Source organism: Amycolatopsis sp. CFH S0740, assembly GCF_004522315.1.
GTDB classification, from domain to species: Bacteria; Actinomycetota; Actinomycetes; order Mycobacteriales; family Pseudonocardiaceae; genus Amycolatopsis; species Amycolatopsis nivea.
The window spans coordinates 129,211-151,117 of the sequence record NZ_SDLS01000001.1 but is presented as its reverse complement, the minus strand read 5'-3'; the positions used below and the strand labels follow the sequence as shown (position 1 = coordinate 151,117).

The window sequence follows — 21,907 nt, the reverse complement described above, 5'->3', positions numbered from 1 at the left end:
GCCTACCGTGATGTAAGCACTGCACACATGACGTGAGGGAGCACTCCGATGGCACCGCCCAGCCAGGACAGCCCGGCGAGGACCGGAACAGTGGAGGTCGACCTCGGCGGCCGCCGCGTCGCCGTTCCCGAGGGCGGGCTGTTCGACCGCTACCGGATGGACACCGACCTCGACGAGGTGGCCCGCGACCCGCGCGTCAGCGGCGTCGAGTTCTTCCGCGGCCTGCCCAAGACGAAGGTCGAATCGCCGATCGGCCCGACGCTGACGCCGAACTTCTACTACCGCATGTCCTCGGCCCGGCTGACCATGCTCGCCCGGTCCCGCGCGATCCGCGCCCGGCTGCCGCGGGAGCTGGCGCCGCTGGAGGTCGCGCCCGGCCTCGGCCTGGTGTCGGTGATGTTCTTCCGCTACGACGTGTGCGACATCGACTTCTACACCGAGGCCGCCGTAGGCGTCGCGGTCCAGCCCGCGCGGCACGGGAAGCTCGGGTTCGTGGACCTGGTCGCCGCGCTCAAGAACGACCACCTCGACACTTACGTCCTGTCGCTGCCGGTCAACACCGACATCGCGCAGGTCCGCGGCCACGACGGTTACGGCTTTCCCAAGTGGGTCACCGAACTGGACGTCGACATCGACGCGAACCGCACCACCGCGCGGGTCGCCGACGACTCCGGCGAACTCGACCTCGCGCTGTCGGCCGCCACTCCCGCGCAGACGAGGCACCCCAGCGGCGAACGCGTTTCGACGCTCACCTCGTACACCACCATCAACGGCGCCTGGCACTCGACGCTGAGCCAGACCAACGCGCTGTCGTCCGGCAGCACGTCCTTCCCGCGCGACGTCGACCTCAAGCTCGGGCGCGGCCGGATGAGCGACGACCTGCGCTCGCTCAAGCCGACCCGCCCGGTCCGCCTGGACGTGCTCGCCGAAGGCCAGCTCGCCCTGCACCTGCCGGTCCCGTATTCGGTTCCCCAGCAAGGAGTTTCGCGATGACCAAGGTTCTGCAGGTGCTCTCCGCCGCCCGCGTGTGGACGCTGAAGGACGGCACCGAGCACCCCACAGGGTTCTGGGCCGAGGAATTCGTCGTCCCCTACACGCTGTTCACCGACGAAGGCTGGGACGTCACTGTCGCCACCCCCGGCGGCAAACAGCCCGTGGTCGACCAGCTCAGCCTCGGTGTCAAAGGCGGCGTGCTCCCGCACACCGCCAAGAAACTGCGCGCCGAACTCGACCGCCTCTCCCCCGTCCTGGAACACCCCGCCGATCTGTCCAAACTGGACCCGGACGACTTCGACGTCGTCTTCTACTCCGGCGGCCACGGCCCGATGGAAGACCTCGCCGTCGACCCGGTATCCGGCGCCCTGCTCACCAAACGGCTCTCCTCGGCCCGGCCGCTCGCGCTGCTGTGCCACGCCCCGGCGGCGGCGCTGGCCGCGAAAAACCCGGACGGCAGCTGGCCCTTCGCGGGCTACCGGATGACCGGGCTCTCCAACGTCGAGGAACGGTTCAACCCGTTTGCGTGGAAAGCCAAGTGGCTGCTGGAAGACCGGCTCAAGGAAGCGGGCGCGGACTACACCTCGGGATTGCCGCTAAAGTCGCACGTGGTCGTGGACCGCAACCTCTACACCGGCCAGAACCCCGGATCCTCAGCCGCGCTCGCACGCCGCATCATCAAGGACGTCTCCGCCGCCTAGCGCGAACGACGTTATGCCTTACGCTCATCGGCTGACAGCTCCAGGGCGTCGAGAACCAGCGCGGCCATCGCGGCCGGGTCGCCGTGTTCCGGGCGCAGCACGAAGTCCGGGGACACGGGGCGTTCGTACGGCGCGTCCACCCCCGTGAATCCGGTGATTTCGCCCGCGCGCGCCTTGGCGTACATACCCTTCGGATCGCGGTCCTCGCACACTTCGAGCGGAGTGTCGACGAAGACCTCCAAGAACGGCAGACCCGCGGTTTCGTGCACGGTTCGCGCGAGTTCGCGGTCCGCCTGGTACGGGCTGATCAACGACACCACCGCCACCAAACCGGCGTCGGCGAACAGCTTCGCGACCTCCGCGACGCGGCGGATGTTCTCGGCTCGTTGCGCCGGGGCGAAGCCGAGGTCGCCGTTGAGCCCGTGCCGGAGGTTGTCGCCGTCGAGCAGGTACGCGGGGCGGCCCGACGCGACCAGCCTTCGTTCCAGTTCCACGGCCACGCTCGACTTGCCCGAGGCGGACAGCCCGGTGAGCCAGACCGTCCGGCCGCGGGTCGCGCGTTCGTCGCGGGAGACCGCCGCGGGATGCCAGACCACGTTCGGCGCGGTCGCGCTCGGGCCGGTGATCATGCCCGCTCCGACGGTGTCGCCGGAGTGTTCGTCGACCAGCAGGAATCCGCCGGTCGGCCGGTTGCGGGCATAGTGGTCGAACAGGAGCGGCTGCCGGGTCCGCAGCCGGATCCGGCCGATTTCGTTGAGCGACAACGACTCCGAGGTCTCGTCGCGGTGCAGCGTGGTGACGTCCAGCCGGTAGTCGAGCGCGCGGACCTCGGCCTTGGTCTCGCGCGTGGTGTGCCGGACGAGGTAGTTCGCGCCCGGAGCGAGCGAGGCCTGGTCGGAGAACCAGCACACCATGGCGTCGACGTCCTGGCCCACGTGCGGACGGTTGCCCGGACGGCAGATCAGGTCGCCGCGGCTGAGGTCCAGTTCGTCGGCAAGCTCGATGGTGACCGCCAGCGACGCGAACGCCTCGGGCACCTCGACCCCGCCGGGTCCCCAGATCGCACGCACGGTCGTGGTGAATCCGGACGGCAGCACGGTCACCTCGTCGCCGGGCTTGAAGACGCCGCCCGCCACCGTCCCGGCGTAGCCGCGGAAATCCCGGCTGTGCTCGCGAATCACGTACTGCACCGGAAAACGCGCGTCGACCAGGTTCCGGTCGGAAGCGACGTGCACCTGTTCCAGGTGGTGCAGCAGCGAAGTGCCTTCGTACCAGGGCATGCTCGCGCCCCGGTGCACCACGTTGTCGCCGTGCAGCGCGGACATCGGCACGAAGGTCAGATCCGGGGTCTGCAATTTCATCGCGAACCGGCGGAAGTCCTCGCGGATTTCCTCGAACCGTTCCTGCGACCAGTCGACCAGGTCCATTTTGTTCACGCACACCACCAGGTGCCGGATGCCCAGCAGACTGGCGAGGAACGCGTGCCGGCGCGACTGTTCGAGCACGCCCTTGCGCGCGTCGACCAGGATCAGCGCGACGTCCGAAGTGGACGCCCCGGTGACCATGTTCCGGGTGTACTGCACGTGCCCCGGGGTGTCGGCGATGATGAACTTCCGCTTGGGCGTGGCGAAATACCGGTGCGCGACGTCGATGGTGATGCCCTGTTCGCGTTCCGCGCGCAGGCCGTCGGTGAGCAGGGCGAGGTCCGGATACGCGTCGCCGCGGTCCCGGCTGGTGCGCTCGATCGCTTCGAGCTGGTCGGTGAACACCGTCTTCGAATCGAACAGCAGCCGGCCGATCAGGGTCGATTTGCCGTCGTCCACGCTGCCCGCGGTGGCGAGCCGCACCGTCGTGACCCGGTCCCCGGCGCTCATCAGAAGTAGCCTTCCTTTTTGCGGTCTTCCATTCCGGCCTCGGAAATCCGGTCGTCGGCCCGGGTCGCGCCGCGTTCGGTCACCCGCGTCGCGGCGACCTCGGCCACCACTTCCGCCGGTGACGAAGCGGTCGATTCGACGCACCCGGTGCAGGTCGCGTCGCCGATCGTGCGGAAGCGAACCGTTGCCGGATAAGGCACTTCTCCCTCGGCGACGGAGAGGAACCGGGTGTCGGCGAGCAGCATCCCGTCGCGCTGGACCACCGAACGGCGGTGCGCGTAATACAGCGACGGCAGGGTCACGCCTTCGGCTTCGACGTACTGCCAGATGTCCAGCTCGGTCCAGTTCGACAGCGGGAAAACCCGGATGTGCTCGCCTTTGCGATGCCTGCCGTTGTACAGATTCCACAGTTCCGGACGCTGCCGCCGGGGATCCCATTGCCCGAACTCGTCGCGGAAGCTGAACACGCGTTCCTTGGCCCGGGCTTTCTCCTCGTCGCGGCGCGCACCGCCGAACACCGCGTCGAAGCCGTTCTCGCGGATGCCCCGCAGCAATGTGACTGTCTGGAGCCGATTCCGGCCCGCCTTCGGATCCTCGACGCTCCGGCCCGCGTCGATGTCGTCCTGGACGCTCGCGACCAGCAGCCGCAATCCGTAGCGCTCAACGGTTTCGTCGCGGAACCGGATGACCTCGGCGAAATTGTGCCCGGTGTCGACGTGCATGACCGGGAACGGCAACGGCGCGGGCCAGAACGCTTTCGCCGCGACGTGCAGCATCACCATCGAGTCTTTCCCGCCGGAGAACAGCAGCACCGGCCGTTCGAAGGTGGCCGCGACCTCGCGGAAGACGTGCACGGCTTCGGCTTCGAGCGCACCGAGGTGGCTCAGCTCGTAGGCCGGGGGTGCCTGGGTCGCCATCGGATCCGCCCTTCCGAGGTTCGAGGACAGAAAAGTAGAACAGGTTCTTGCGCTCGGTCAAGCGGCGGAGGACCCTGAGCGCATGGACCTGGCCGCGCTCGAAGACATCCGCCGCGTGAAATTCCGCTACCTCCGGTGCCTCGACCTGAAGCGCTGGGACGAGATGGCGGAGACGCTCACCGCCGACGCCCGCGTGCACTACGGCACGCCCTCCTACGGCGAACCGCTGAAGTTCGACAGCCGCGACGCGCTGATGGAGTTCCTGCGCACCACCGTCGGCCCCGGCATCACGACGATGCATTTCGCCGGCCACCCGGAAATCGAGATCGACGGCGACACCGCGACCGGGCGGTGGCTGTTCCAGGACAAGGTGATCGTCTCCGAGCACCGGGTGGTGATCGAGGGCGCCGCGTACTACGAGGACACCTACCGGCGCGAGGACGGCGTCTGGCGGATCAGCAGCACCGGATACGAGCGGCTGTACGAAACGCTGGTCTCGATGAAGGACCAGCCGGGCTGGAAGCTGACGGCGAACATGTGGGGTCAGCCCGCCTGAGCGGCCGCCGCTGGTGGTGCGTGAGGGCCACCCTGAGGGAATCAGGTTCCCTCAGGGTGGCCCTCACGGACGGTTCGATCGAGCCGCGTCGGGGCGGACCCCGCCCGCCTCGGCGGTCACCGCGTCCGCGACCGCGGCCAGCGCCGCGCCCCGCCGCGCGATTTCCGCGCCGGTGATCGGTTCCCCGACCGACAACGTCAGCACCAGCTCCTGCCGCCCCGACGCGTCGAAAGTCGGGGCGGCGAGCAGGCTCACCGCGTGCTTCTTCCGCGGTTCCAGGTCCGCGCCGAGGTACACCCGCTCCCCCAGGCTCGACACCAGCTCGCCGACCAGTCCGCGCACCTCGGGCGGCAGATCCCCGGCCGCCACCCCGGCCATCAGCGTGTAGAGCCGGCGGCCCGCCGACGTCAGGCTTTCCACCAGATACCCGTGTTCCCGGCACTCCGCGACCACGCGCCGCAGGTACGCCTCGTCCAGCCGGACCGGCACCGCGGGCGGCGTCGCGAGCCACGCGTCGAAGGCGGAGTCGGCGTCCCACAGCACGTACATCAGCCCGACCGGCGGCGCGAACGGATACGTCTCGCCGAGCCGCACTTTGCCCGGCCCGGCGCTCTGCAGCATCAGGATGCGCCCGTCGACCACCGCCGACGCGGTGCAGGTCGCCTCGTACCGGGCGCTGAGTTCTTCCAGATGCGTGCGGGCGATTTCGCTGGCGCCGAAACCCTCGGAGGCCGCCCGTCCGGCCGCGATCATCGCCGACCCCAGGCGGTAGGTCGTCGACCGAGGGTCGCGGACCACGTAACCGCTCGCGGTCAGCTCGGTCAGGATGCCGAGGCAGGTCGGCTTGCTCAGGTCCAGTTCGCGGGCCAGCGCGGACAGCCCGAAGCGCTGGCCCGGCCGGGCCGCGAAATAGTCCAGCAGCCGCACGACCCGCTGCGTCGGCGGCGAGCGCCGGGTAACCGCCATTGACCCGTCCTTAGAACGCGTTCTAGTCTCAACCGACCTTGAACGTACCACTCCGGTACAGATCTGGACCAGTGAGGAGTCTCCGGTGCTGACCGAACCGCTCGCCGGCGCGATCGCCGAAGCCGAAAAGATCATCGCCGAGGCGCCGCACGTCCGGACCGAACAGGACCTGGTCGAGGGGTACGACTACCTCGCGGGCAGCATCCGGGCCTCGGTGCAGACCGCGTGGGCCTACGACCGGGACTTCCCGTACTTCACGCTCTCCACCGGCCCGTACACGAAAATGGGCCTGGACAACCCGGACACCCTGTACTTCAACGCGAACATCCGCGAGGACCGCGAGTACGTCGTCACCGGCACCCGGGGCACCACCGCCGATCTCAGCTTCCAGGTCCTCAACGGGGACTACACGCCGGTCGAAGTGCCCGACAGCATGACCGCCTTCGACGACCGCGAGATCCCCATCGCCGCCGACGGTTCCTTCGAGATCCGCTTCGGCCCGGCAAAGCCCGACCCGGAACCCGGCTATTTCGTGCTCGGCCCCGGGTCGTCGATGCTCGTGGTCCGCGAGGTCTACAGCGACTGGGCGACCGAACGCCGCGGCACGATCCAGCTCCGCTGCGCTAATACCACCGGCCAGGCGCCGCCCGCGCTGACGCGTACCGCGATGGAGAAACGCTACGGCGTCACCGGAAAGATCCTGCTCAGCCGGATCAAGACGTTCCTCGCCTTCCCCAAGTGGTTCTACCTGAACCTGCCGGTGAACACGATGACCGAACCGCGCAGCACGCCCGGCGGCCTGCCCACGCAGTACTCCTCGGCCGGGCATTACGAACTCGCCGACGACGAGGTCATGATCGTCACCGTGCCCCGCTCGGACGCGCCGTACCAGGGCATCCAGCTCGGCAGCACCTGGTATGTCTCGCTGGACTACCTGAACCACCAGACCAGCCTCACCGCCGACCAGGCCCGCGTCGACCCGGACGGCAGGATGCGGTTCGTGATCAGCGAACGCGACCCCGGCGTCGCGAATTGGCTCGAACGCACCGGGCACGACCGCGGCTACGTCCAGATCCGCTGGCAGCGGCTTTCCCGGGAACTGACCGCAGAAGACGGTCCGGAGGTCGAGGTCGTGAAGTTCGGCGAACTCGCCGACCGCCTGCCGTACCACAAGGAGGCTCGCGTGACCCCCGAGGAATGGGCGGAGCGGATCGCCGCGCGACAGGCTGCCGTGGCCGCCAGGATGCTGGGCTGACCCATGGACCTTTTGACCGGCAAAGTCGTTCTCGTGTCCGGAATCGGCCCCGGGCTGGGCCGCTCCATCGCCCTGCGTTCCGCCGCCGCCGGGGCCGACGTCGTGCTCGCGGCCCGCACCGAATCCCGGCTCGCCGAGGTCGCCGCCGAAGTCGAAGCGCTCGGCCGCCGCGCCGTCCAGGTGCCGACCGACATCACCGACGACGCCTCGGCGACCAAGCTCGTCGAGACCGCGCTGAACGAGTTCGGGCGGCTGGACGCCTTGGTGAACAACGCTTTCGCGATCCCGCCGATCACCGACCTCGCCGAAGTCGACCTCGACGCGGTCCGCGCCGGATTCGAGACCAACGTGCTCGCCGCGCTTCGGCTGACCCGGCTCTGCACCGCCGCGCTCGCCGAAAGCACCGGTTCGGTCGTGATGATCAACTCGGCGGTGCTGCGGCATTCCCGCCGCACTTTCGGCGCGTACAAAATGGCCAAGGCGAGTTTGCTCGCGCTCGCGCAGAGCCTCGCGTCGGAACTCGGCCCGCAAGGAATTCGGGTCAATTCCGTCGCCCCGGGCTACATCTGGGCGGACTCGCTCAAGTGGTATTTCTCTTACCTGGCCAAGGAACGCGGCGTGCCCGCGGAGCAGGTGTACGCGGAGACGGCGGAGACGATCGATCTGCGCCGCCTCCCGGAACCGGACGAGATCGCCGACACCGTCGTGTTCCTCGCGTCCGCGCTCGCCCGCTGCGTCACCGGGCAATGCCTCGACGTCAACGCCGGCGAATACCATCACTGAGGGGAAGAGCATGCGTCCAGGACGAGACAGCGTCGGCACGGTCGAAGACCTCCACGCGTCCGCCACGAAACTCACCGGTCTCGACGATTTCGGCGGCGACGACCACCTCGAAGGCCTCCGCGTGCTGCTCGATTCCTATGCCACCGAAGCGGATCTGACCCCGTACGGCAACAAAGTCCACCGGGCTTTCCTGCGCGGCGCGCTGGTCGCGAGGCTGCTGAGCGAAGCCTCGTGGAAACAGCATCCGCAGTATGCCGACGTGCCCGTCGACCGGCCGATCTTCGTCACCGGGCTGCCGCGCACCGGGACCACCGCGTTGCACCGGCTGCTGACCGAAGACCCGGCGCACCAGGGACTCGAGGTGTGGCTCACCGAAATGCCGCAGCCGCGCCCGCCGCGCGAGACGTGGCCGGACAACCCGGTCTTCCAAGCGATCCAGGCCGGATACGAACAGCACCACGTCGAGCATCCCGAGTTCATGGGTCTGCATCACATGTCGGCCGACCAGGTCGAGGAATGCTGGCAGCTGCTGCGGCAGTCGCTGAAATCCGTCTCGTACGAATGCCTCGCGCACGTGCCAGGCTACTCGCGCTGGCTCGACGGACAGGACTGGACCGACGCCTACCGCAGGCACCGGCGCAACCTCCAGCTCATCGGCCTGCCCGACGCCGGCCGCCGCTGGGTGCTCAAGAACCCGAGCCACCTGTTCGCCCTCGACGCGCTGCTGGAGGTCTATCCGGACGCGCTGATCGTGCAGACCCACCGCGCGCCCAGCACCATCATCGCCTCGGTCTGCAGCCTCACCGAGCAGGCTTCGGAGGGCTGGTCGGACACGTTCCGCGGCGAGGTCGTCGGACGCAGCCAGCTCGACCTGTGGGCCCGGGGCGCGGAACAGTTCGCCGCCGCCCGCGCCCGGCACGACCCCGCGCAGTTCTGCGACGTCCGGTACGAGGACTTCGTCGCCGATCCGATCGGCACCGTCGAGGGCGTCTACCAGCACTTCGGCCTGAACCTCGCCCCGCGAGCGCGCGAAGCGATGACCGCGCTGCACGAGCGGAGCCGCACCGGGGACGCGAAACCCCGGCACCGCTACGACCTCGCCGACTTCGGCCTGACCGCCGAGGAGGTCGACGAGCGGTTCGCCGGATACCGTCCCGCGCACCGAAGTTGAAGCCGTTTCGAGACCGGGATGTTCGGCGAACCGGCCGCGCCGGACGGGGCCGCGCCCTAGGATCTGCCCGACGTTCCTCGAGCGGAGAGCAGGCATGACGACCTTCACCAACACTGTGCTCCAGATCCTCCCGCAGGCGTTGCTGCTGATCGTGGGGCTGTTCGGCCTGATCCTCTCGATCAACCGGCGCTCGCGCGGCGGGTCCGGGCTGATGGTGGCCGCGTTCGCGGTCATGCTCGTCACCACGGCGCTGGACATCGCCTGGCGGATCATGCTGGCGAACGTCGCGTCGTGGATGGCGTCGGACCACCTGAGCACCTCCGAGATGACGACGATCTTCACGATCGTGGGCCTCACGCTCAGCGTGCTCGAAGTGCTGTCGTGGCTGCTGGTCGTGCTCGGCATCGCGAAGGGCGGCCGCGCGCCGCAGCCCGGTTTCGCGCCGGGCGGGCATCCGACGGGCGGGCAGCCCGGGTATCCGCAGACCGGGTACGGGTATCCGCAGGCCGGATACGCGCAGCCGGGCTATCCCCAGCCTGGATATCCTCAGCAGGACCCCGGTCAGCAGTCCGGCTACTCCCAGCCGCTGCCGCCGCAGTCCAACCCGGGCGAGGGACCGCAGCAGCCGCCGAACTGACGCCGGTCAGACCGCCGCTTCGGCTTCGGCGCGGGCAAGAATCGCGTCCACGGTTTCCCCGACGGTCAGCTCCGACGTGTCCAGCCACAGCCCGAGGTGCGGGGTCTTCACCCGCAGATACGCGTCCAGCCCGGCGATCCCGGTGTCGTCCGGCTGGTACGCGACCTTCCCCCGCGCCGCCTCGCGCTGCGCTACCGCCTCGACGCTCGGCGCCAGAACGACGACGTAACACGGCCGCGTGCGCAGCGCGCCGACCATCTCGGTCAGGTGCTCGCCGAGCACGATGTCCTGCAGCACCACGGTGAATCCGGCGTCGGCGTACCCGTCCGCGACCCGCGCCGCGAGCGCGTGCCGGAGCCGCAGCTGGCGGACCGCCTCGACGGGCGGGTCGGCCGGACCCATCTCGACCCGGCCGTTGACCACCATCCGCCGGAACGCGTCGCCGCGTACGTGCACGGATTTCGGCAGCCGTTCGGCGAGCGCCTGCGCCACCGTCGACTTGCCCGCCGCTTGGATGCCGGTCACCAGGAAGATCGTCACACTGCGGACCCTGCCTTCTTCGCCGCCGGTCCGCCAACGATTTTCAGCTTCGCTTCCGGCGTCGTCGTGCGGCAACCAGCAGGACGAATCCGGTGCGCAGGCTGAAGAGCGACCCGGCCAGCAGATTCCAGAGCGGCGTGCCTGTCGAGGCCGTTTCTCTCCCCTGATCGTCGGTGCCCTGATGCTAGCTTTCCCTCGCGAAGACCTCTTCCGCCGCTTCCCGCTTGAGGACCCGATGCCCGCCTGGCCAGCCACCGAGGCCGACGCTCTCGCCGAACAACACCGCCTGCGCACGCTCGTAGACCCGACCGGCCCCGCCCTTTCCGACGGCGCCCTGGTAGCCGGAGTCGACGTCGCCTACGACGACGAACGGAACGTGGTCGTCGCAGCCGCCGTACTGGTCGACTTCGCCTCTCACGAAACGGTAGAAGAATCGACAGCGGCCGGAACGGTCAGCTTCCCGTACGTCCCCGGTTTGCTCGCCTTCCGCGAACTCCCGCCCGTCCTGGACGCCCTCGCCGCGCTCCGCCACCGCCCAGACCTGGTCCTCTGCGACGGCTACGGCTTAGCCCACCCGCGCCGGCTGGGTTTGGCCAGCCACCTCGGCGTCCTGACCGACCTGCCGACAGCCGGAGTCGCCAAAACGCCGTTCACCTTCTCCTACGCCCAACCCGGCCCCTTGCGCGGCGATTGGTCACCACTGCTGGAAGGCACGGAAGTGGTCGGCCGCGCCCTGCGCACGCGCCCGGACGTCAAGCCGGTCTTCGTGTCGGTCGGCCACCGGATCGGCCTGGCCGAGGCTTGCGACGCGACGCTGGCGCTGGCCCCGAAGTACCGCTTGCCGGAGACGACCCGCAAAGCGGATTCCTTGTGCCGACGCGCGCTGGCGGATGCATTGCGCTGAGTCTCACGGCCTCCGCATAGCCTGAGCACTGCTCCATCCGGGGGTATCACGCGGCCCACCGGGCCGTTTCTGTCGGTGCCACCTCTCACACTGGCCGTAATTCAGCACAGCCGTGAAACAGAAATCGCCAAGCGAGCGATCCAGTCCGCACCGCTGTGGTGGCGGTGGCAGTTTTCAGTTTCGAGGGGAGAATGATGGCGACTGACACGGGGTGGGTCACGTTGCCCGACGGCCGACGGGTCAAATTGGACGGCGGGGGCAAGAAGAAGGGCGGCGGCGTAGTGGTCGCGGCAGCGGCAGCCGTCGCGATCGCAGCTGGCGGTTCAGGAGCCGCAGTGGGCGGCCTCGCCGGTTCCAGCAGTGGCGCCGGCAGCGTGTTCGCCGACAACGCCGCTGCCGACGTCGTCGACGGACTGCCTGGGCGATCCCTCTCGCAACGCACGGCGAAAGCTCGGGAATCCGCGAAGAAGGGGAACCGGAAAGAGTCCTGGAGCCGGATGAAGATGAAGGAGCTCCGGCACAGATTCGAGCACGAAGCCGAGTGTCTTTCGGCAGCCACCGGCAAAGTGCGCGAGTTCCTAGCCCGAACCCCTTGCACGTCCCTGGACCGGATGCTGCTGGCCGTAGGCGACGGGCACGGCAACGCCGCGGTCGTATCCGTCGTGCGAGTCGGGTTCAAGTCGGCCAAGCAGCGCAACGGCTTCCAGGAAGTCGAGACCGTGCAGGGCAGCGGTGACGTGCGTCCGCTGGAGATCTCCCTCGCGCTCGGCATCGCCGGCGTCTCGTTCACCGGATTGAACTACAGTGACCGCCGGGACAAGAACGCCCTGGTCGTGGCCGAAGCCGATACCGCCGCCGGGCATCTCGACGGTGCGACGTTGAAAGCCCTGGCCGACGTCGCCCAGTTCCTGCCGGTAGCGTGATTTCCGCCGAGCCGCAAGAGGGAGCATCCCGGAAGGACACTCGTGACGGTCATCGACAAGATCGCCTGGATCCGGTTCGACGAGGGCCGGATCCTCAGCACCCGCTCCCGAGGCAAGGACGTCTACTACCTCCCCGGCGGCAAACGCGAACCCGGCGAGACCGATCTCCAGACTCTCGTCCGCGAAATCGACGAGGAGCTCGCCGTCGCCATCACGCCCGAAAGCGCGAAGCATTTCGGCACTTTCCAAGCTCAGGCGCACGGCCACGCAGCAGGCACGATTGTCCGGATGACCTGCTACACCGCCGACTACCGCGGCGCCTTGACCCCCAGCAGCGAGATCGAGGAAATCGTCTGGCTGACCTACGCCGACCGGAACCGGGTGTCCCCGGTCGACCAGGTCATCTTCGACCACCTGCGCGAGACCGGCCTGCTAGCCGACGCTCCACATTAGACACTCACCGCGCAAGGCAGCACTGCCTCAGGGCTCAGCGGCCATGTCCGGCACGACCTCGACCCCAAGCAAGCAGTCGAGGCCGTGCAAAACCACCTCTGGAGCGGAAAGCGCCCGTTAAACCTCCGGAACCCCGTACCCCCCTCCCCCGCCGGATTCGCACCGCAGCACATCCCCGCGCCGCACGCGAAGGCTGTTCACCTTCAACATCTCCCGCGCCTCCGGCGTCCCCGGATTCAGCACCACCCGCGGCGGAGCACCCGACGACCCGCCGAACAGGCCCCATGCGGGCGTCACCGAGCGCTCCCACCACAGCGACAAATCCTGATCCGCTTCCATCACGTACTCCCGGATCACCCCGTCCCCGCCGCGCCAGCGGCCCGCGCCGCCCGAGCCCGTGCGGATGCGGTATTCGTTCACCCGCACCGGATACAGCGTTTCGACCACCTCCACCGGCAGGTCGCGCAGCGAGCCGTTGACGTTGTTGATCAGCGCTGTCTCCCCGTCACCGCCTTCCCAGGCGCCCCAGCCGCCGACGGTCGCTTCCAGGGTCACGAACGGCTCGCCCGTCCGCGGGTGGTCGCCGGCGAACTGCACGATCATCGAATCGCCGTAGCTGGCCGCGGCGACGCGGTCCGGCATCGCGGGCGCGAGCGCGGCCACCACGAGATCGATCAGCATGCCGAGGCTCGAGTAGTAGTACTGGCACGCCGCCGGTTCCCGCGCGCCCAGCATCGACCCGTCGCGGACCTGGACGTCCAGCGGCGCGAACGAACCGCCGTTCAGGCTGACCTGCGGCGAGATCAGCAGCTTGTACCCGACCCGCGCGGCGGAAATCGCTTGGGAGCGGCCGCAGTTGACCGGGCCGGTGGCCTGGTCGGCGCAGTCGGTGAGGTCGATCGTCATCGATTCGCCCTCGACGACGACCCGGACGCGCACCTTCAGCGGCGTGTCCGGGTCGATCGCGTCGTTGTCCAGGTAGCCGGTCGCCTCGTACTCGCCGTCCGGGATCGCCGCGATCCGTTCGCGTTCCAGTCGTTCGGTCTGGGCGAAGATCTGCTCGCGCGCGGCGTCGACGGTTTCCGCGCCATAGCGGGCGAACAACTCGCCGAGGCGCCGCACGCCCATCCGGGCACAGGCGATCTGCGCGCGCATGTCCCCGAGGGTCACGTACGGAAACCGCACGTTCGTCTCGATCAATCGCAGGATGTCCATGCATTCGACGCCGCCCGCGACGATCCGCGTCGGGCCCATCCGGAGGCCCTCTTGGTAGATGTTCGTGGAATCCATCGAACCGCCGGGGTCTTTGGAACCCATGTCGATCCAGTGCGCCCGGGAAGCCGCGAAGCCGACCAGCTCGTCGCCGACGAAAATCGGCGCGTACACGGTGCAGTCGTTGAGGTGCGTGCCGCCGATGTAGGAGTCGTTGAGCACCCACACGTCGCCGGGCTGCCAGACGTCCGGGCCGAAGAGATCCTCGGTGTGGCTGGTGCAGATCTCCAGGTTTCCCAGGAAAATCGGCAGCCCCGAGGACTGGCCGAGGACGCGGTGATTCCGGTCCAGCAGCGCGACGGCGCAGTCTTTGCCCTCGTAGATCGTCGGCGTGTAGGACGACCGGATCAGGGTCATGTTCATGTCCTCGGCTGCCTGGATCAGCGCCGAGCGGATGATTTCGGTGGTGACGGGGCTGATGCTCACGCGTGTTCCTCCTGCAGGTGGCCGGCGGCCGCGAGGGTGACGACCAGGAAGCCGCGGTCGTCGACGGCGAGTTCGGCGTCCGGCGGGACGACCGTGGTGGCGGTTTCCTCGTGCACGATCGCGGGTCCGGCCAACCGGCTGCCGGGGGCGAGCGACGAGCGCGCCACGATCGTGGTGGGCACCGGCTGTCCGGCGAAGACGACGTCGCGGACCACCGGATCCGGCCGTTCTGCGCTCGCTTCGGCAGCCGCCGCAGAACGGTCGACGACGCCGTGTCCGGTGGTGCGGAGCGCGACGAACTGCACGGGCGCGCCGGGGGTCGCGTGGCCGTACCGCTGGTGGTGGATTTCGGCGAACCGCGCTTCGACGGCGGGCAGGAAATCGGGGCTGTCGACCGGATCGTCGTCCAGGATCGGGACGGTCAGGGTGTAGTCCTGGCTCTCGTACCGCATGTCGACGCCGTGCGTCACCGAACGACGATCCTCGGGGATTCCCTGCTCCTGCAATGCTTCCAGCGCCTGATCGCGCAGCGAATCGAGCGCCACCCGCAACGCGCGCGTGTCGAGTTCGGCCCCGTTGGCGAAGAACTGCATGGTGAAGTCCCGCCGGACGTCCGCCTCCAGCATGCCCCACGCCGAGAACGCGCCGGGGAACCGCGGCACGATCACCTCGGTGATGCCGATTTCCTGCGCGATGAACGCCGCGTGCATCGGTCCGGCCCCGCCGAACGCGAGCAGCGCGAACTGGCCCGGTTCGCGGCCGTGCTCGACGGTCAGGGTCCGGATCGCCTGTGCCATCTTGGCGTTGCCGACGTCGCAGATCCCGGACGCCAGCTCGACCGGGTCCATGCTCAGCTGCTGCGCCAGCGTCGAGACGGCGGTGCGCGCGGCGTCCAGGTCGAGCGGCATTCCGCCGCCGGCGAACGACTCAGGATCGACTCGGCCGAGCACGCAGTTCGCGTCGGTGACCGTCGCCTGCGTGCCGCCGCGGCCGTAGCACGCCGGACCGGGCACCGCGCCCGCCGACTCGGGCCCGACCCGCAGCGCGTCGCCTTCGGCGTAGGCGAGCGAACCGCCGCCCGCGCCGACGGTATGCAGGTTGACCAGCGGCATCAGCAGCGGGAAACCCTCCGCCTCGCCGTCCGGCGAAACGTCGGCGGCGTAGTCCATGACCAGGGAGACGTCGAACGAGGTCCCGCCCATGTCGACGCAGATCAGGTCCGGACGGCCGAGCAGCTTCGCCGCAGCGACGCCGCCCATCGTGCCGCCGACGGGACCGGACAGCAGGGTCTGCAAGGGATGCCGCCGCGCGAATCCCGCGTTGACCAGGCCGCCGGAGGACTGCATGACGTGCACCGGGACGTGCAGGCCCTTCTCGGTGAACCGCGCTTCGATGCGGTCGAGGTAGCGGTGCACCGACGGGCCGGTGTAGGCCTCGAGCACCGCCGTCGACGTCCGCTCGTACTCGCGCCATTCAGGCGCGACCTCGTGGGAGAGCACGACCAGCGCGTCGTCGCCGAGCTCGTCCCGCAGGATCTCCCCGGCGCGGCGCTCGTGCCCGGAATCCAGGTAGGAGAACAGGAAACACACGGCGACGGCCTCAAAACCCTCTTCGCGCACGCGTTTCGCGACCAGCCGCACGGCGTCCTCGTCGAGCGGTTCGAGCTCCGCGCCGGTGGCGTCGAGCCGTCCGGCGACCTCCGCGACCGCCTCCGGGCCGACGAGCGGCGCGGGCTTGCGGTAATGCAGGTCGAACAGCCGGTTCCGGTTGCCGCGCGCGATCCGGTAGACGTCGCCGATCCCCTTCGTGGTCAGGATCAGCACCTTCGCGCCGCGCCGTTCGAGCAGCGCGTTCAGGCCTTGCGTGGTGCCGTGCACGAAGAACTCGATCTCCGCGAACGGCAGGTCGAACCCTTCCAGCGCGCCGAAAACGCCGCGCGCGAGGTCGTCGGGGGTGGTGAGCACCTTGCCCGCGCGCAGCCGCTGCGTCGCGCCGTCGTGGACGACCACGTCGGTGAAGGTGCCGCCGATGTCCATGGCGACCCGGTAGGTCATGGGAACTCCTTGTCGGATAAGGGAAATCAGGTGAGCGCGCGACCCTCGGTCTCGGGCAGCGGAAGGACGGCGAGCAGCGCCACGACGAGGAAGGCGACGATCGACGCGACGGTCAGCGACGACGCCACCCCGTGGTCCATCATCGCGCCGATCACCGGCACCGAAACGGTGTTCGCCAGCAGGATCGCCGAGGTGGACCAGGAGTAGCCGACGCCGCGCAGCCCGGTCGGCAGCACCTCGGCCGACCAGGTGTTCCAGATGCCCCAGGCGCCGAGCGAGAAGAACGCGAGGATCAGGTTGCCCGCGTACAGCTGCGTGGAACCGGTGGCGAGGCCGAACAGCACCCCGCCGATCGCCGAGGCCAGCGCGAACAGCAGGAAGATCCGCTTGCGCCCGTGCCGTCGGGTCAGCCACGCGGCGAGCAGGTAGCCAGGCACGGACACCACCTGCGTCACCGCGACGAACCACAGCGCGCCGGACACGCTCAGCCCGCGGTTCTGCAGCAGGACCGGCAGCCAAGTCTGCAAACCCCAATAACCCCAGCTGAACGTGAACGACGTGAGCAGCATCGGCAGGAACCGGCGGCGCACCGGCGAACGGAACAGGTTGCGCACCGCGCCCGCCTTGCGGTCGGCGTCCTCGACGGAAAACCTTGTGTCGGCGGGGATTTCCGCACCGAGACCACGCAAGACCGCGGCAGCCTCCGCGTGCCGCCCGCGCCGCGCGAGCCAGTACGGCGATTCGGGCACCCAGCGCAGCACGGCGAACGCCCACAGCCCGGCGAGCGCGGCGACAACGGCGACCGCACGCCAGCTGATCGTGCCCAGCGACTGGCTCACGCCGATGCACAGCAGCGTGCCGATCGGAAACCCGATGCTGAGCGCGACCGCGCCTTGGCCGCGGCGAGCGGTCGGCAGCAGTTCGAGGAAGTACGGGAACGTGACCGCGTAAACCCCGCCGAACGCGACGCCGGACAGGAACCGCAGCACGACGAACGGCCAGAACGCCGGCGAAAGTCCCGCCGCCAGCGCGAGGACCGCGTAGATCAGCAGGCTCGCGACCGTCACGCGGCGGCGGCCGAGCCGGTCGATCAGCCCGCCCCACAGCAGCGCGCCGGGCACCATGCCGAACGCGACCGCGGACAGGGCCCAGCCCAGTTTCGTGTTGTCCACGCCGAATTCGCCCGCGATCCCGTTCGAGACGTAGACCAGCCCGACCTGTTCCCAGGCCTCGACGACGAACGCGAAGAACAGCACCGATCCGGCGAGCCAATGCCGTCGGGTCAGCCCCATCCCGGTGCAGACGTCGCCGACGGTCGGCGCGGCGGTGGTGGGCGGGGCGGGCTCGTGCGGGGCGGCCATGGCGCCTCCTATCATCATCAAAACGTTTTGATGAGCTTTCGCGGCATCAAACCCGCGCGCCGGTGCGGTGTCAAGACCTCCTGGGCCGGCCGGTGGGCGATACTGGGCCGTCCGGAGGCAGCGCGAAGGGGAACGACGGTGGAGACCGAGGGCGGCAAACGGCCGGTGACGATCCGGGAGGTCGCCGAGCGCGCCGGGGTTTCGATCAGCACGGTTTCGCACGCGCTTTCCGGGCGCAGGCCCATTTCCGCGGCGACCAAGGCGCGGGTGCGCGAGGCCGCGGCGGAGCTGGGCTACGACCCGAACCCGAACGCGCGCTCGCTGCGCACCGGCCGGTCCGGGCTGGTCGGGCTCATCCTGCGGCCGCGCTACGCGGTGGCCGGCACGCCCGACCGCGCCGAGACGTTCAACCGGCTCGTCGGCTCGATCGCGACCGAGATGCTGCGGCACAAGACCGGCCTGATCCACGTCCCCGACCTGCACGACCCGGCGGTGGTGAGCGTGCCCATGGACGGCTGCATCGTGGCCCACCCCTACGGCGGCGACACTGCACTGGCCGAACTGCTCGGCCGCGGCCTGCCGGTGGTGACCGTCGAGGAGGACCCGGAACAGCCGGACCTGCCGTGGGCGGTGCGGCTGGACTACCCGCCGGTGGTCGAAGCGCTGCTGGACCACCTCTACGACCAGGGCGCACGCGACGTGCTGCTGCTGTCCGGCACCGAGGACAACGCCTGGAACCGGCGGCCGCGCGAAACCTACCTCGCGTGGTGCAAACGGCGCGCACTGCCGCCGCGGACGGCCTTGCTCAGCGAGGGTCTCACCCCCGGGGATGTGCCCGAACTGGTGCAGCCCTTGCTGTCCGGCCCGGACCGGCCGGACGCGATCGTGGTCGCGACCAGCGATTTCGCCCCGCTCATCGCCGACGCCGCGGTCGCACAGGGCCTGCGCATCCCGGACGATCTGCTGCTCGCCGCACTGACCGACAGCGAACACGCCCGCACGAGCACCCCGCCGATCACCGCGATGGACCTGACGCACGAAGCTTTGGCCGAACGCGCGGTCGACCTGATGCTGGCTCGGTTGTCGGGTGCCGAAACGCCTGCGGGGCCGGTGTTCCTGACTCCGGAACTGCGACTGCGGGGGTCGACTCGGCGCGGGGGCTGACTCCCGACGGGATGCGCCGCGCTTTTCGCAGCGCGTCCAGCCCTCGCGAGCCTGGCGGCCGCCCGTTCCCGCCGCCGAGATGAGCCGCGCTTCCGCCGCGCCTCCAACACCCGCGAACCCGGCGACCGCCCGTTCCCGCCGCCGTTTTCCGCAGCGCCTCCAGCACTCGCCAGGTCGAGCCCGGCGACCGCCTCCCCGTTGCCGGTCCGGGACCGCGCGCACCCCATCAGCCCCAGACGCCGCCACGGCGAACCGCGCCAGCCCAACCCTGTTCCCCGCCAAGCCAGTACTTGCCTAAGAGGAAAGTGACAGGTACTTTCTCCTCAGGCAAGTACTCTCGGGCAGACAAGGAGGCGGCCATGGCTGAGCAACCCTCCCCGGAAGAGGCAGCCCGCGCGTTGCGGGACGTCGACCACCGCAGGGACCAGGCACTGGACGAACTGCACGGCGCGAAGTGGGTGGACGTCGTGTTCGCGCTCGTCGTCTTCCTGTATCTCGCTTCGGCGGACTTCCTGCCGAGCGCCGCCGAGTGGAAGGGCCTGGTTCTCGCCGTGCTCGTCGTGGGCTACGTGCTGATGCTGCGCACCCGCCGAGGTGCGGCGGTGCTGGGTCACCGCGTGCGGGTGGACAAGTCCGCGATCCGGCCGAGGTTCGCCATCGCGCTCGTCTTCGTCGTGGCATGCGTGGCGGTGGCAGTCGCGTTGGCACTGCTGCACGTACAGATCCCTTACGGGAACACAATCCTGGGCGCAGTACTGGCGATCGTGCTGATCGGGTTCGGGCAGCACCTGCGGCGAGGGTTGGCCGCGCTGATCCGGCGCAGCCGTTCGGGAGGCGCGCCGCATGGCCATGCCTGATCTGGATCCGCTCCTGCTGGACCCCACCCGGCTGTCCATCGCGGCGTTGCTGTCCGGGACCGAGTGGGCGGAGTTCAGCTGGGTCCGCGACTCGGCCGGGCTGTCGGATTCCGCGCTGTCCAAGCAGATCGCGAACCTGGCCAACGCCGGATACGTCGAAGTCAAAAAGGGGTACGTGGGCAAACGGCCGCGAACTTGGCTCAACCTCAGCGGTTCCGGGCACCAGGCGCTGCGTGCGCATGTCGCGGCCCTGAATCAGATCGTCGAGCAGTCGCAGCGCGCGGAACGCCGCAGCTGAGTCTCCCTGAAGTGTCCACTGTGGAGTAAACGGCCGATCGCGGCGACCTGCTGGCCACCGCGATCGGCCGTCCGGCTAGTCCACCGGCGTGACCTCGGCCATTTCCGACCAGGCCGCACCGTCGAGGTTCTGGTAGTTGATCTCGGGCTTCTTCGCGACGACCGTCGACATGAACGGGAAGAACTCCTGCGCGTGCTTGGTCGCGACGTGCGCGTCCCCGGCGGCGCTGTCGGCGAAGACCTCGACCATGACGAACTCGTTCTCGTCGCCGCCGTTCTGGTAGTAGTCGAACGAGATGTTGCCCGGTTCGCTCCGCACGTTCGCGGTGTAGCGCTCGATGCCTTCCAGCCATTCGGCTCGCTTCTCGGGACGGATCTGTGCTTTGAGGACGATCAAGATCATGCCCCGAGTATCGCAAGCGACCGGCTACCCAGCGACCGCTGCGGCGCGAATCACCCGTGCCCCGGCCAAAGCCGTCACCAGCAGCACCACTCCTCCCCCGAACACCGCGCTCGCCAGGAACGGCCAGCCGCTGAACGCGGCCGCCGGGCTGCCCGTCTTGACGATCGAGAACGGCAGCACGCACAGCACCGAGCCCACGACCGCGACGACGATCGCCAGCACGGCCGCGGCGGCGGTTTCGCGCAGGAGCATGCCGCGGACCTGCCGGACGGTCGAGCCGATCAGCGACAGCGTCGCGAACTCCGTCCGCCGGTCGCCGATCGCGGCCACCAGGTTGTTGGTCAGCGCGATCGCCATGAAGAGCGAGATCAGGACGACCACCAGGTAGTTGATCGACGCCAGCACCTCGGCGGTGCTGCCCGGGACGCTGTGCTGGTTTTCGATGCCCTGCATAGCGAGCGTGCCCGCGGAAACGCCGACCAGCAGGGTCAGGAAAGTAACGATCGGACGGGCGCGTTCCGGAGCCGCGCGCAGGTTCACGCCCGCCAGGTGCGTCTCGGCGTTCTTCGCCCCGCGCGAGAGCCGGCCGACGATCCGGTTGGCCGCGGCGATCAGTTCCGGGGCAAGAATCGCGAACCCGATCGAGCACAGCACTACAGCTGGACCGGTCAGGCCGGTGGTCGCGATGCTGTCGGCAGGCAGCGCGAGCACCGCGCTTGCCGAGCCGAAACCCGCTGCCAGCAACGCCATCGCGGAGATCCGCCGCGGCCGAGCCGACCTGGCGCGGCGCGGGCCGGACGATGCCTCTTCCACCGGGCTCCGCCGAGCCGGGCCGCGGCTGCCGATCCACGCGGCGAGGACTCCGGCCAGCAGCACCACCGCGACGCCGAGCAGCGGCAGCCCGATGCCGGGTGCGTACGACGTACGCGGCGAAGTGAGCCCAGTCGACCGCACGCCGGTCAGCAGCAGGAGCCCGAGCAGGTAGCCGAGCCCCAGCCCGGGCAGCGCGGCCACGGCGGTGATCGCGAGGGTTTCCATCGAAACGAGCACGCGGATCTGCCGCGGCGCCGCACCGATCAGCCGCAATCCGCCGATCTCGCCGGACCGCCCGGCGAGCGTGACGCCGATCGTCGACACCATCGCGAACACGACGATCGCCACCACCCAGCCGCCCAGGATCAGCGGGAACTGGGTGAGGAAGCCCCGATCGGCAGCGGCGGTGCCGCCGGAAAGGCCGGTCCCGAGCAGGGCGGTCATCGCGACCACGAGCGCCATCCCGACGAGCGCGACCAGACTGGTGGCCACCGCGGCGGCCCGATGGTGGCCGAAGAGCCGTAGAGCCAGTCTCAGCATGTCAATCCCCCTTCGATCTTGCTGTGGTCACCGGACATTCGCGCCGG

Annotated in this window: 22 protein-coding genes; 13 read left to right on the top strand and 9 right to left on the bottom strand. The window is 69.3% G+C overall.

Annotation, left to right across the window (positions count from 1 at the left end):
- The first annotated feature begins 48 nt into the window (after positions 1–48).
- Together EIZ45_RS00725 and EIZ45_RS00720 are read left to right on the top strand one after the other, a co-directional pair.
- A complete protein-coding gene (locus EIZ45_RS00725) occupies positions 49–993 on the top strand; it encodes an acetoacetate decarboxylase family protein (protein WP_134661701.1) in 945 nt (314 codons plus the stop codon).
- Complete coding sequence (locus tag EIZ45_RS00720) at positions 990–1,694, top strand: type 1 glutamine amidotransferase domain-containing protein (RefSeq protein WP_134727397.1); 705 nt, start codon at positions 990–992, stop codon at positions 1,692–1,694. Before EIZ45_RS00725 ends, EIZ45_RS00720 begins: the two co-directional genes overlap by 4 nt.
- An 11-nt stretch (positions 1,695–1,705) precedes the next feature.
- Here EIZ45_RS00720 and cysC read toward each other — a convergent pair whose 3' ends face one another.
- Both cysC and cysD read right to left on the bottom strand, forming a co-directional pair.
- A complete protein-coding gene (gene cysC / locus EIZ45_RS00715) occupies positions 1,706–3,568 on the bottom strand; it encodes an adenylyl-sulfate kinase (RefSeq protein ID WP_134661702.1) in 1,863 nt (620 codons plus the stop codon).
- Entirely contained in the window at positions 3,568–4,485 is a 918-nt protein-coding gene (cysD, locus tag EIZ45_RS00710; protein ID WP_134661703.1) for a sulfate adenylyltransferase subunit CysD, read from the bottom strand. The genes cysC and cysD overlap by 1 nt, the downstream gene beginning before the upstream one ends.
- Positions 4,486–4,567: 82 nt before the next feature.
- Between cysD and EIZ45_RS00705 the strand changes: the two genes are divergently transcribed.
- A complete protein-coding gene (locus EIZ45_RS00705) occupies positions 4,568–5,041 on the top strand; it encodes a nuclear transport factor 2 family protein (protein ID WP_134661704.1) in 474 nt (157 codons plus the stop codon).
- A gap of 63 nt (positions 5,042–5,104) precedes the next feature.
- On the opposite strand, the gene EIZ45_RS00700 is transcribed toward EIZ45_RS00705, so the two are convergent.
- Complete coding sequence (locus EIZ45_RS00700; protein WP_134661705.1) at positions 5,105–6,007, bottom strand: helix-turn-helix domain-containing protein; 903 nt, start codon at positions 6,005–6,007, stop codon at positions 5,105–5,107.
- Between the two features lie 85 nt (positions 6,008–6,092).
- Here EIZ45_RS00700 and EIZ45_RS00695 point away from each other — a divergent pair, with 85 nt between their 5' ends.
- The 4 genes from EIZ45_RS00695 (at position 6,093) to EIZ45_RS00680 (ending at position 9,853) form a co-directional block, all read left to right on the top strand.
- Positions 6,093–7,262, top strand: coding sequence for a DUF1214 domain-containing protein (locus EIZ45_RS00695; RefSeq protein ID WP_134661706.1), 1,170 nt, complete (start codon positions 6,093–6,095; stop codon positions 7,260–7,262).
- A 3-nt stretch (positions 7,263–7,265) separates the two neighbouring features.
- Positions 7,266–8,045, top strand: a complete 780-nt coding sequence (locus tag EIZ45_RS00690; protein ID WP_134661707.1) for an SDR family oxidoreductase — start codon at positions 7,266–7,268, stop codon at positions 8,043–8,045.
- A 10-nt stretch (positions 8,046–8,055) separates the two neighbouring features.
- Positions 8,056–9,216 carry a sulfotransferase gene (locus EIZ45_RS00685; RefSeq protein WP_134661708.1) on the top strand — a complete coding sequence of 387 codons (1,161 nt, stop codon included), beginning with the start codon at positions 8,056–8,058 and terminating at the stop codon, positions 9,214–9,216.
- A gap of 94 nt (positions 9,217–9,310) precedes the next feature.
- Positions 9,311–9,853, top strand: a complete 543-nt coding sequence (locus EIZ45_RS00680; RefSeq protein WP_063697512.1) for a hypothetical protein — start codon at positions 9,311–9,313, stop codon at positions 9,851–9,853.
- Positions 9,854–9,859: 6 nt separating this feature from the next.
- Here the strand turns inward: EIZ45_RS00680 and EIZ45_RS00675 are convergent, their stop codons facing one another.
- Positions 9,860–10,393, bottom strand: coding sequence for an AAA family ATPase (locus EIZ45_RS00675; RefSeq protein ID WP_205669778.1), 534 nt, complete (start codon positions 10,391–10,393; stop codon positions 9,860–9,862).
- 181 nt (positions 10,394–10,574) lie between these two features.
- On the opposite strand from EIZ45_RS00675, the gene EIZ45_RS00670 reads away from it, so the two are divergent.
- The 3 genes from EIZ45_RS00670 (at position 10,575) to EIZ45_RS00660 (ending at position 12,673) form a co-directional block, all read left to right on the top strand.
- Positions 10,575–11,297, top strand: coding sequence for an endonuclease V (locus EIZ45_RS00670; RefSeq protein WP_240690531.1), 723 nt, complete (start codon positions 10,575–10,577; stop codon positions 11,295–11,297).
- Positions 11,298–11,491: 194 nt separating this feature from the next.
- Positions 11,492–12,220: a hypothetical protein gene (locus EIZ45_RS00665; RefSeq protein ID WP_199817551.1), complete on the top strand. Its 729-nt coding sequence runs from the start codon at positions 11,492–11,494 to the stop codon at positions 12,218–12,220.
- 42 nt (positions 12,221–12,262) lie between these two features.
- Positions 12,263–12,673 carry an NUDIX domain-containing protein gene (locus tag EIZ45_RS00660; RefSeq protein WP_134661709.1) on the top strand — a complete coding sequence of 137 codons (411 nt, stop codon included), beginning with the start codon at positions 12,263–12,265 and terminating at the stop codon, positions 12,671–12,673.
- A 117-nt stretch (positions 12,674–12,790) separates the two neighbouring features.
- Here the strand turns inward: EIZ45_RS00660 and EIZ45_RS00655 are convergent, their stop codons facing one another.
- The 3 genes from EIZ45_RS00655 to EIZ45_RS00645 are packed head-to-tail and all read right to left on the bottom strand — an operon-like array spanning position 12,791 to position 17,786.
- Positions 12,791–14,371 carry a hydantoinase B/oxoprolinase family protein gene (locus EIZ45_RS00655; RefSeq protein ID WP_134661710.1) on the bottom strand — a complete coding sequence of 527 codons (1,581 nt, stop codon included), beginning with the start codon at positions 14,369–14,371 and terminating at the stop codon, positions 12,791–12,793.
- Positions 14,368–16,425 (bottom strand): hydantoinase/oxoprolinase family protein, encoded by a 2,058-nt coding sequence (locus tag EIZ45_RS00650; protein ID WP_134661711.1) that lies wholly within the window; start codon positions 16,423–16,425, stop codon positions 14,368–14,370. Before EIZ45_RS00650 ends, EIZ45_RS00655 begins: the two co-directional genes overlap by 4 nt.
- Before the next feature lie 26 nt (positions 16,426–16,451).
- Positions 16,452–17,786, bottom strand: coding sequence for an MFS transporter (locus tag EIZ45_RS00645; protein ID WP_205669779.1), 1,335 nt, complete (start codon positions 17,784–17,786; stop codon positions 16,452–16,454).
- Between the two features lie 138 nt (positions 17,787–17,924).
- Here EIZ45_RS00645 and EIZ45_RS00640 point away from each other — a divergent pair, with 138 nt between their 5' ends.
- From EIZ45_RS00640 to EIZ45_RS00630, 3 genes are all read left to right on the top strand, one after another.
- On the top strand, positions 17,925–18,950 hold the full coding sequence (locus tag EIZ45_RS00640; RefSeq protein WP_240690532.1) for a LacI family DNA-binding transcriptional regulator: 1,026 nt from the start codon (positions 17,925–17,927) through the stop codon (positions 18,948–18,950).
- A gap of 359 nt (positions 18,951–19,309) precedes the next feature.
- On the top strand, positions 19,310–19,807 hold the full coding sequence (locus tag EIZ45_RS00635; RefSeq protein WP_134661714.1) for a hypothetical protein: 498 nt from the start codon (positions 19,310–19,312) through the stop codon (positions 19,805–19,807).
- Positions 19,794–20,105, top strand: a complete 312-nt coding sequence (locus EIZ45_RS00630) for a transcriptional regulator (RefSeq protein WP_134661715.1) — start codon at positions 19,794–19,796, stop codon at positions 20,103–20,105. The genes EIZ45_RS00635 and EIZ45_RS00630 overlap by 14 nt, the downstream gene beginning before the upstream one ends.
- 75 nt (positions 20,106–20,180) lie before the next feature.
- On the opposite strand, the gene EIZ45_RS00625 is transcribed toward EIZ45_RS00630, so the two are convergent.
- Both EIZ45_RS00625 and EIZ45_RS00620 read right to left on the bottom strand, forming a co-directional pair.
- Positions 20,181–20,507, bottom strand: a complete 327-nt coding sequence (locus EIZ45_RS00625; RefSeq protein ID WP_134661716.1) for a putative quinol monooxygenase — start codon at positions 20,505–20,507, stop codon at positions 20,181–20,183.
- Positions 20,508–20,531: 24 nt separating this feature from the next.
- On the bottom strand, positions 20,532–21,860 hold the full coding sequence (locus EIZ45_RS00620; protein WP_134661717.1) for an FtsX-like permease family protein: 1,329 nt from the start codon (positions 21,858–21,860) through the stop codon (positions 20,532–20,534).
- Between the last annotated feature and the right edge of the window lie 47 nt (positions 21,861–21,907).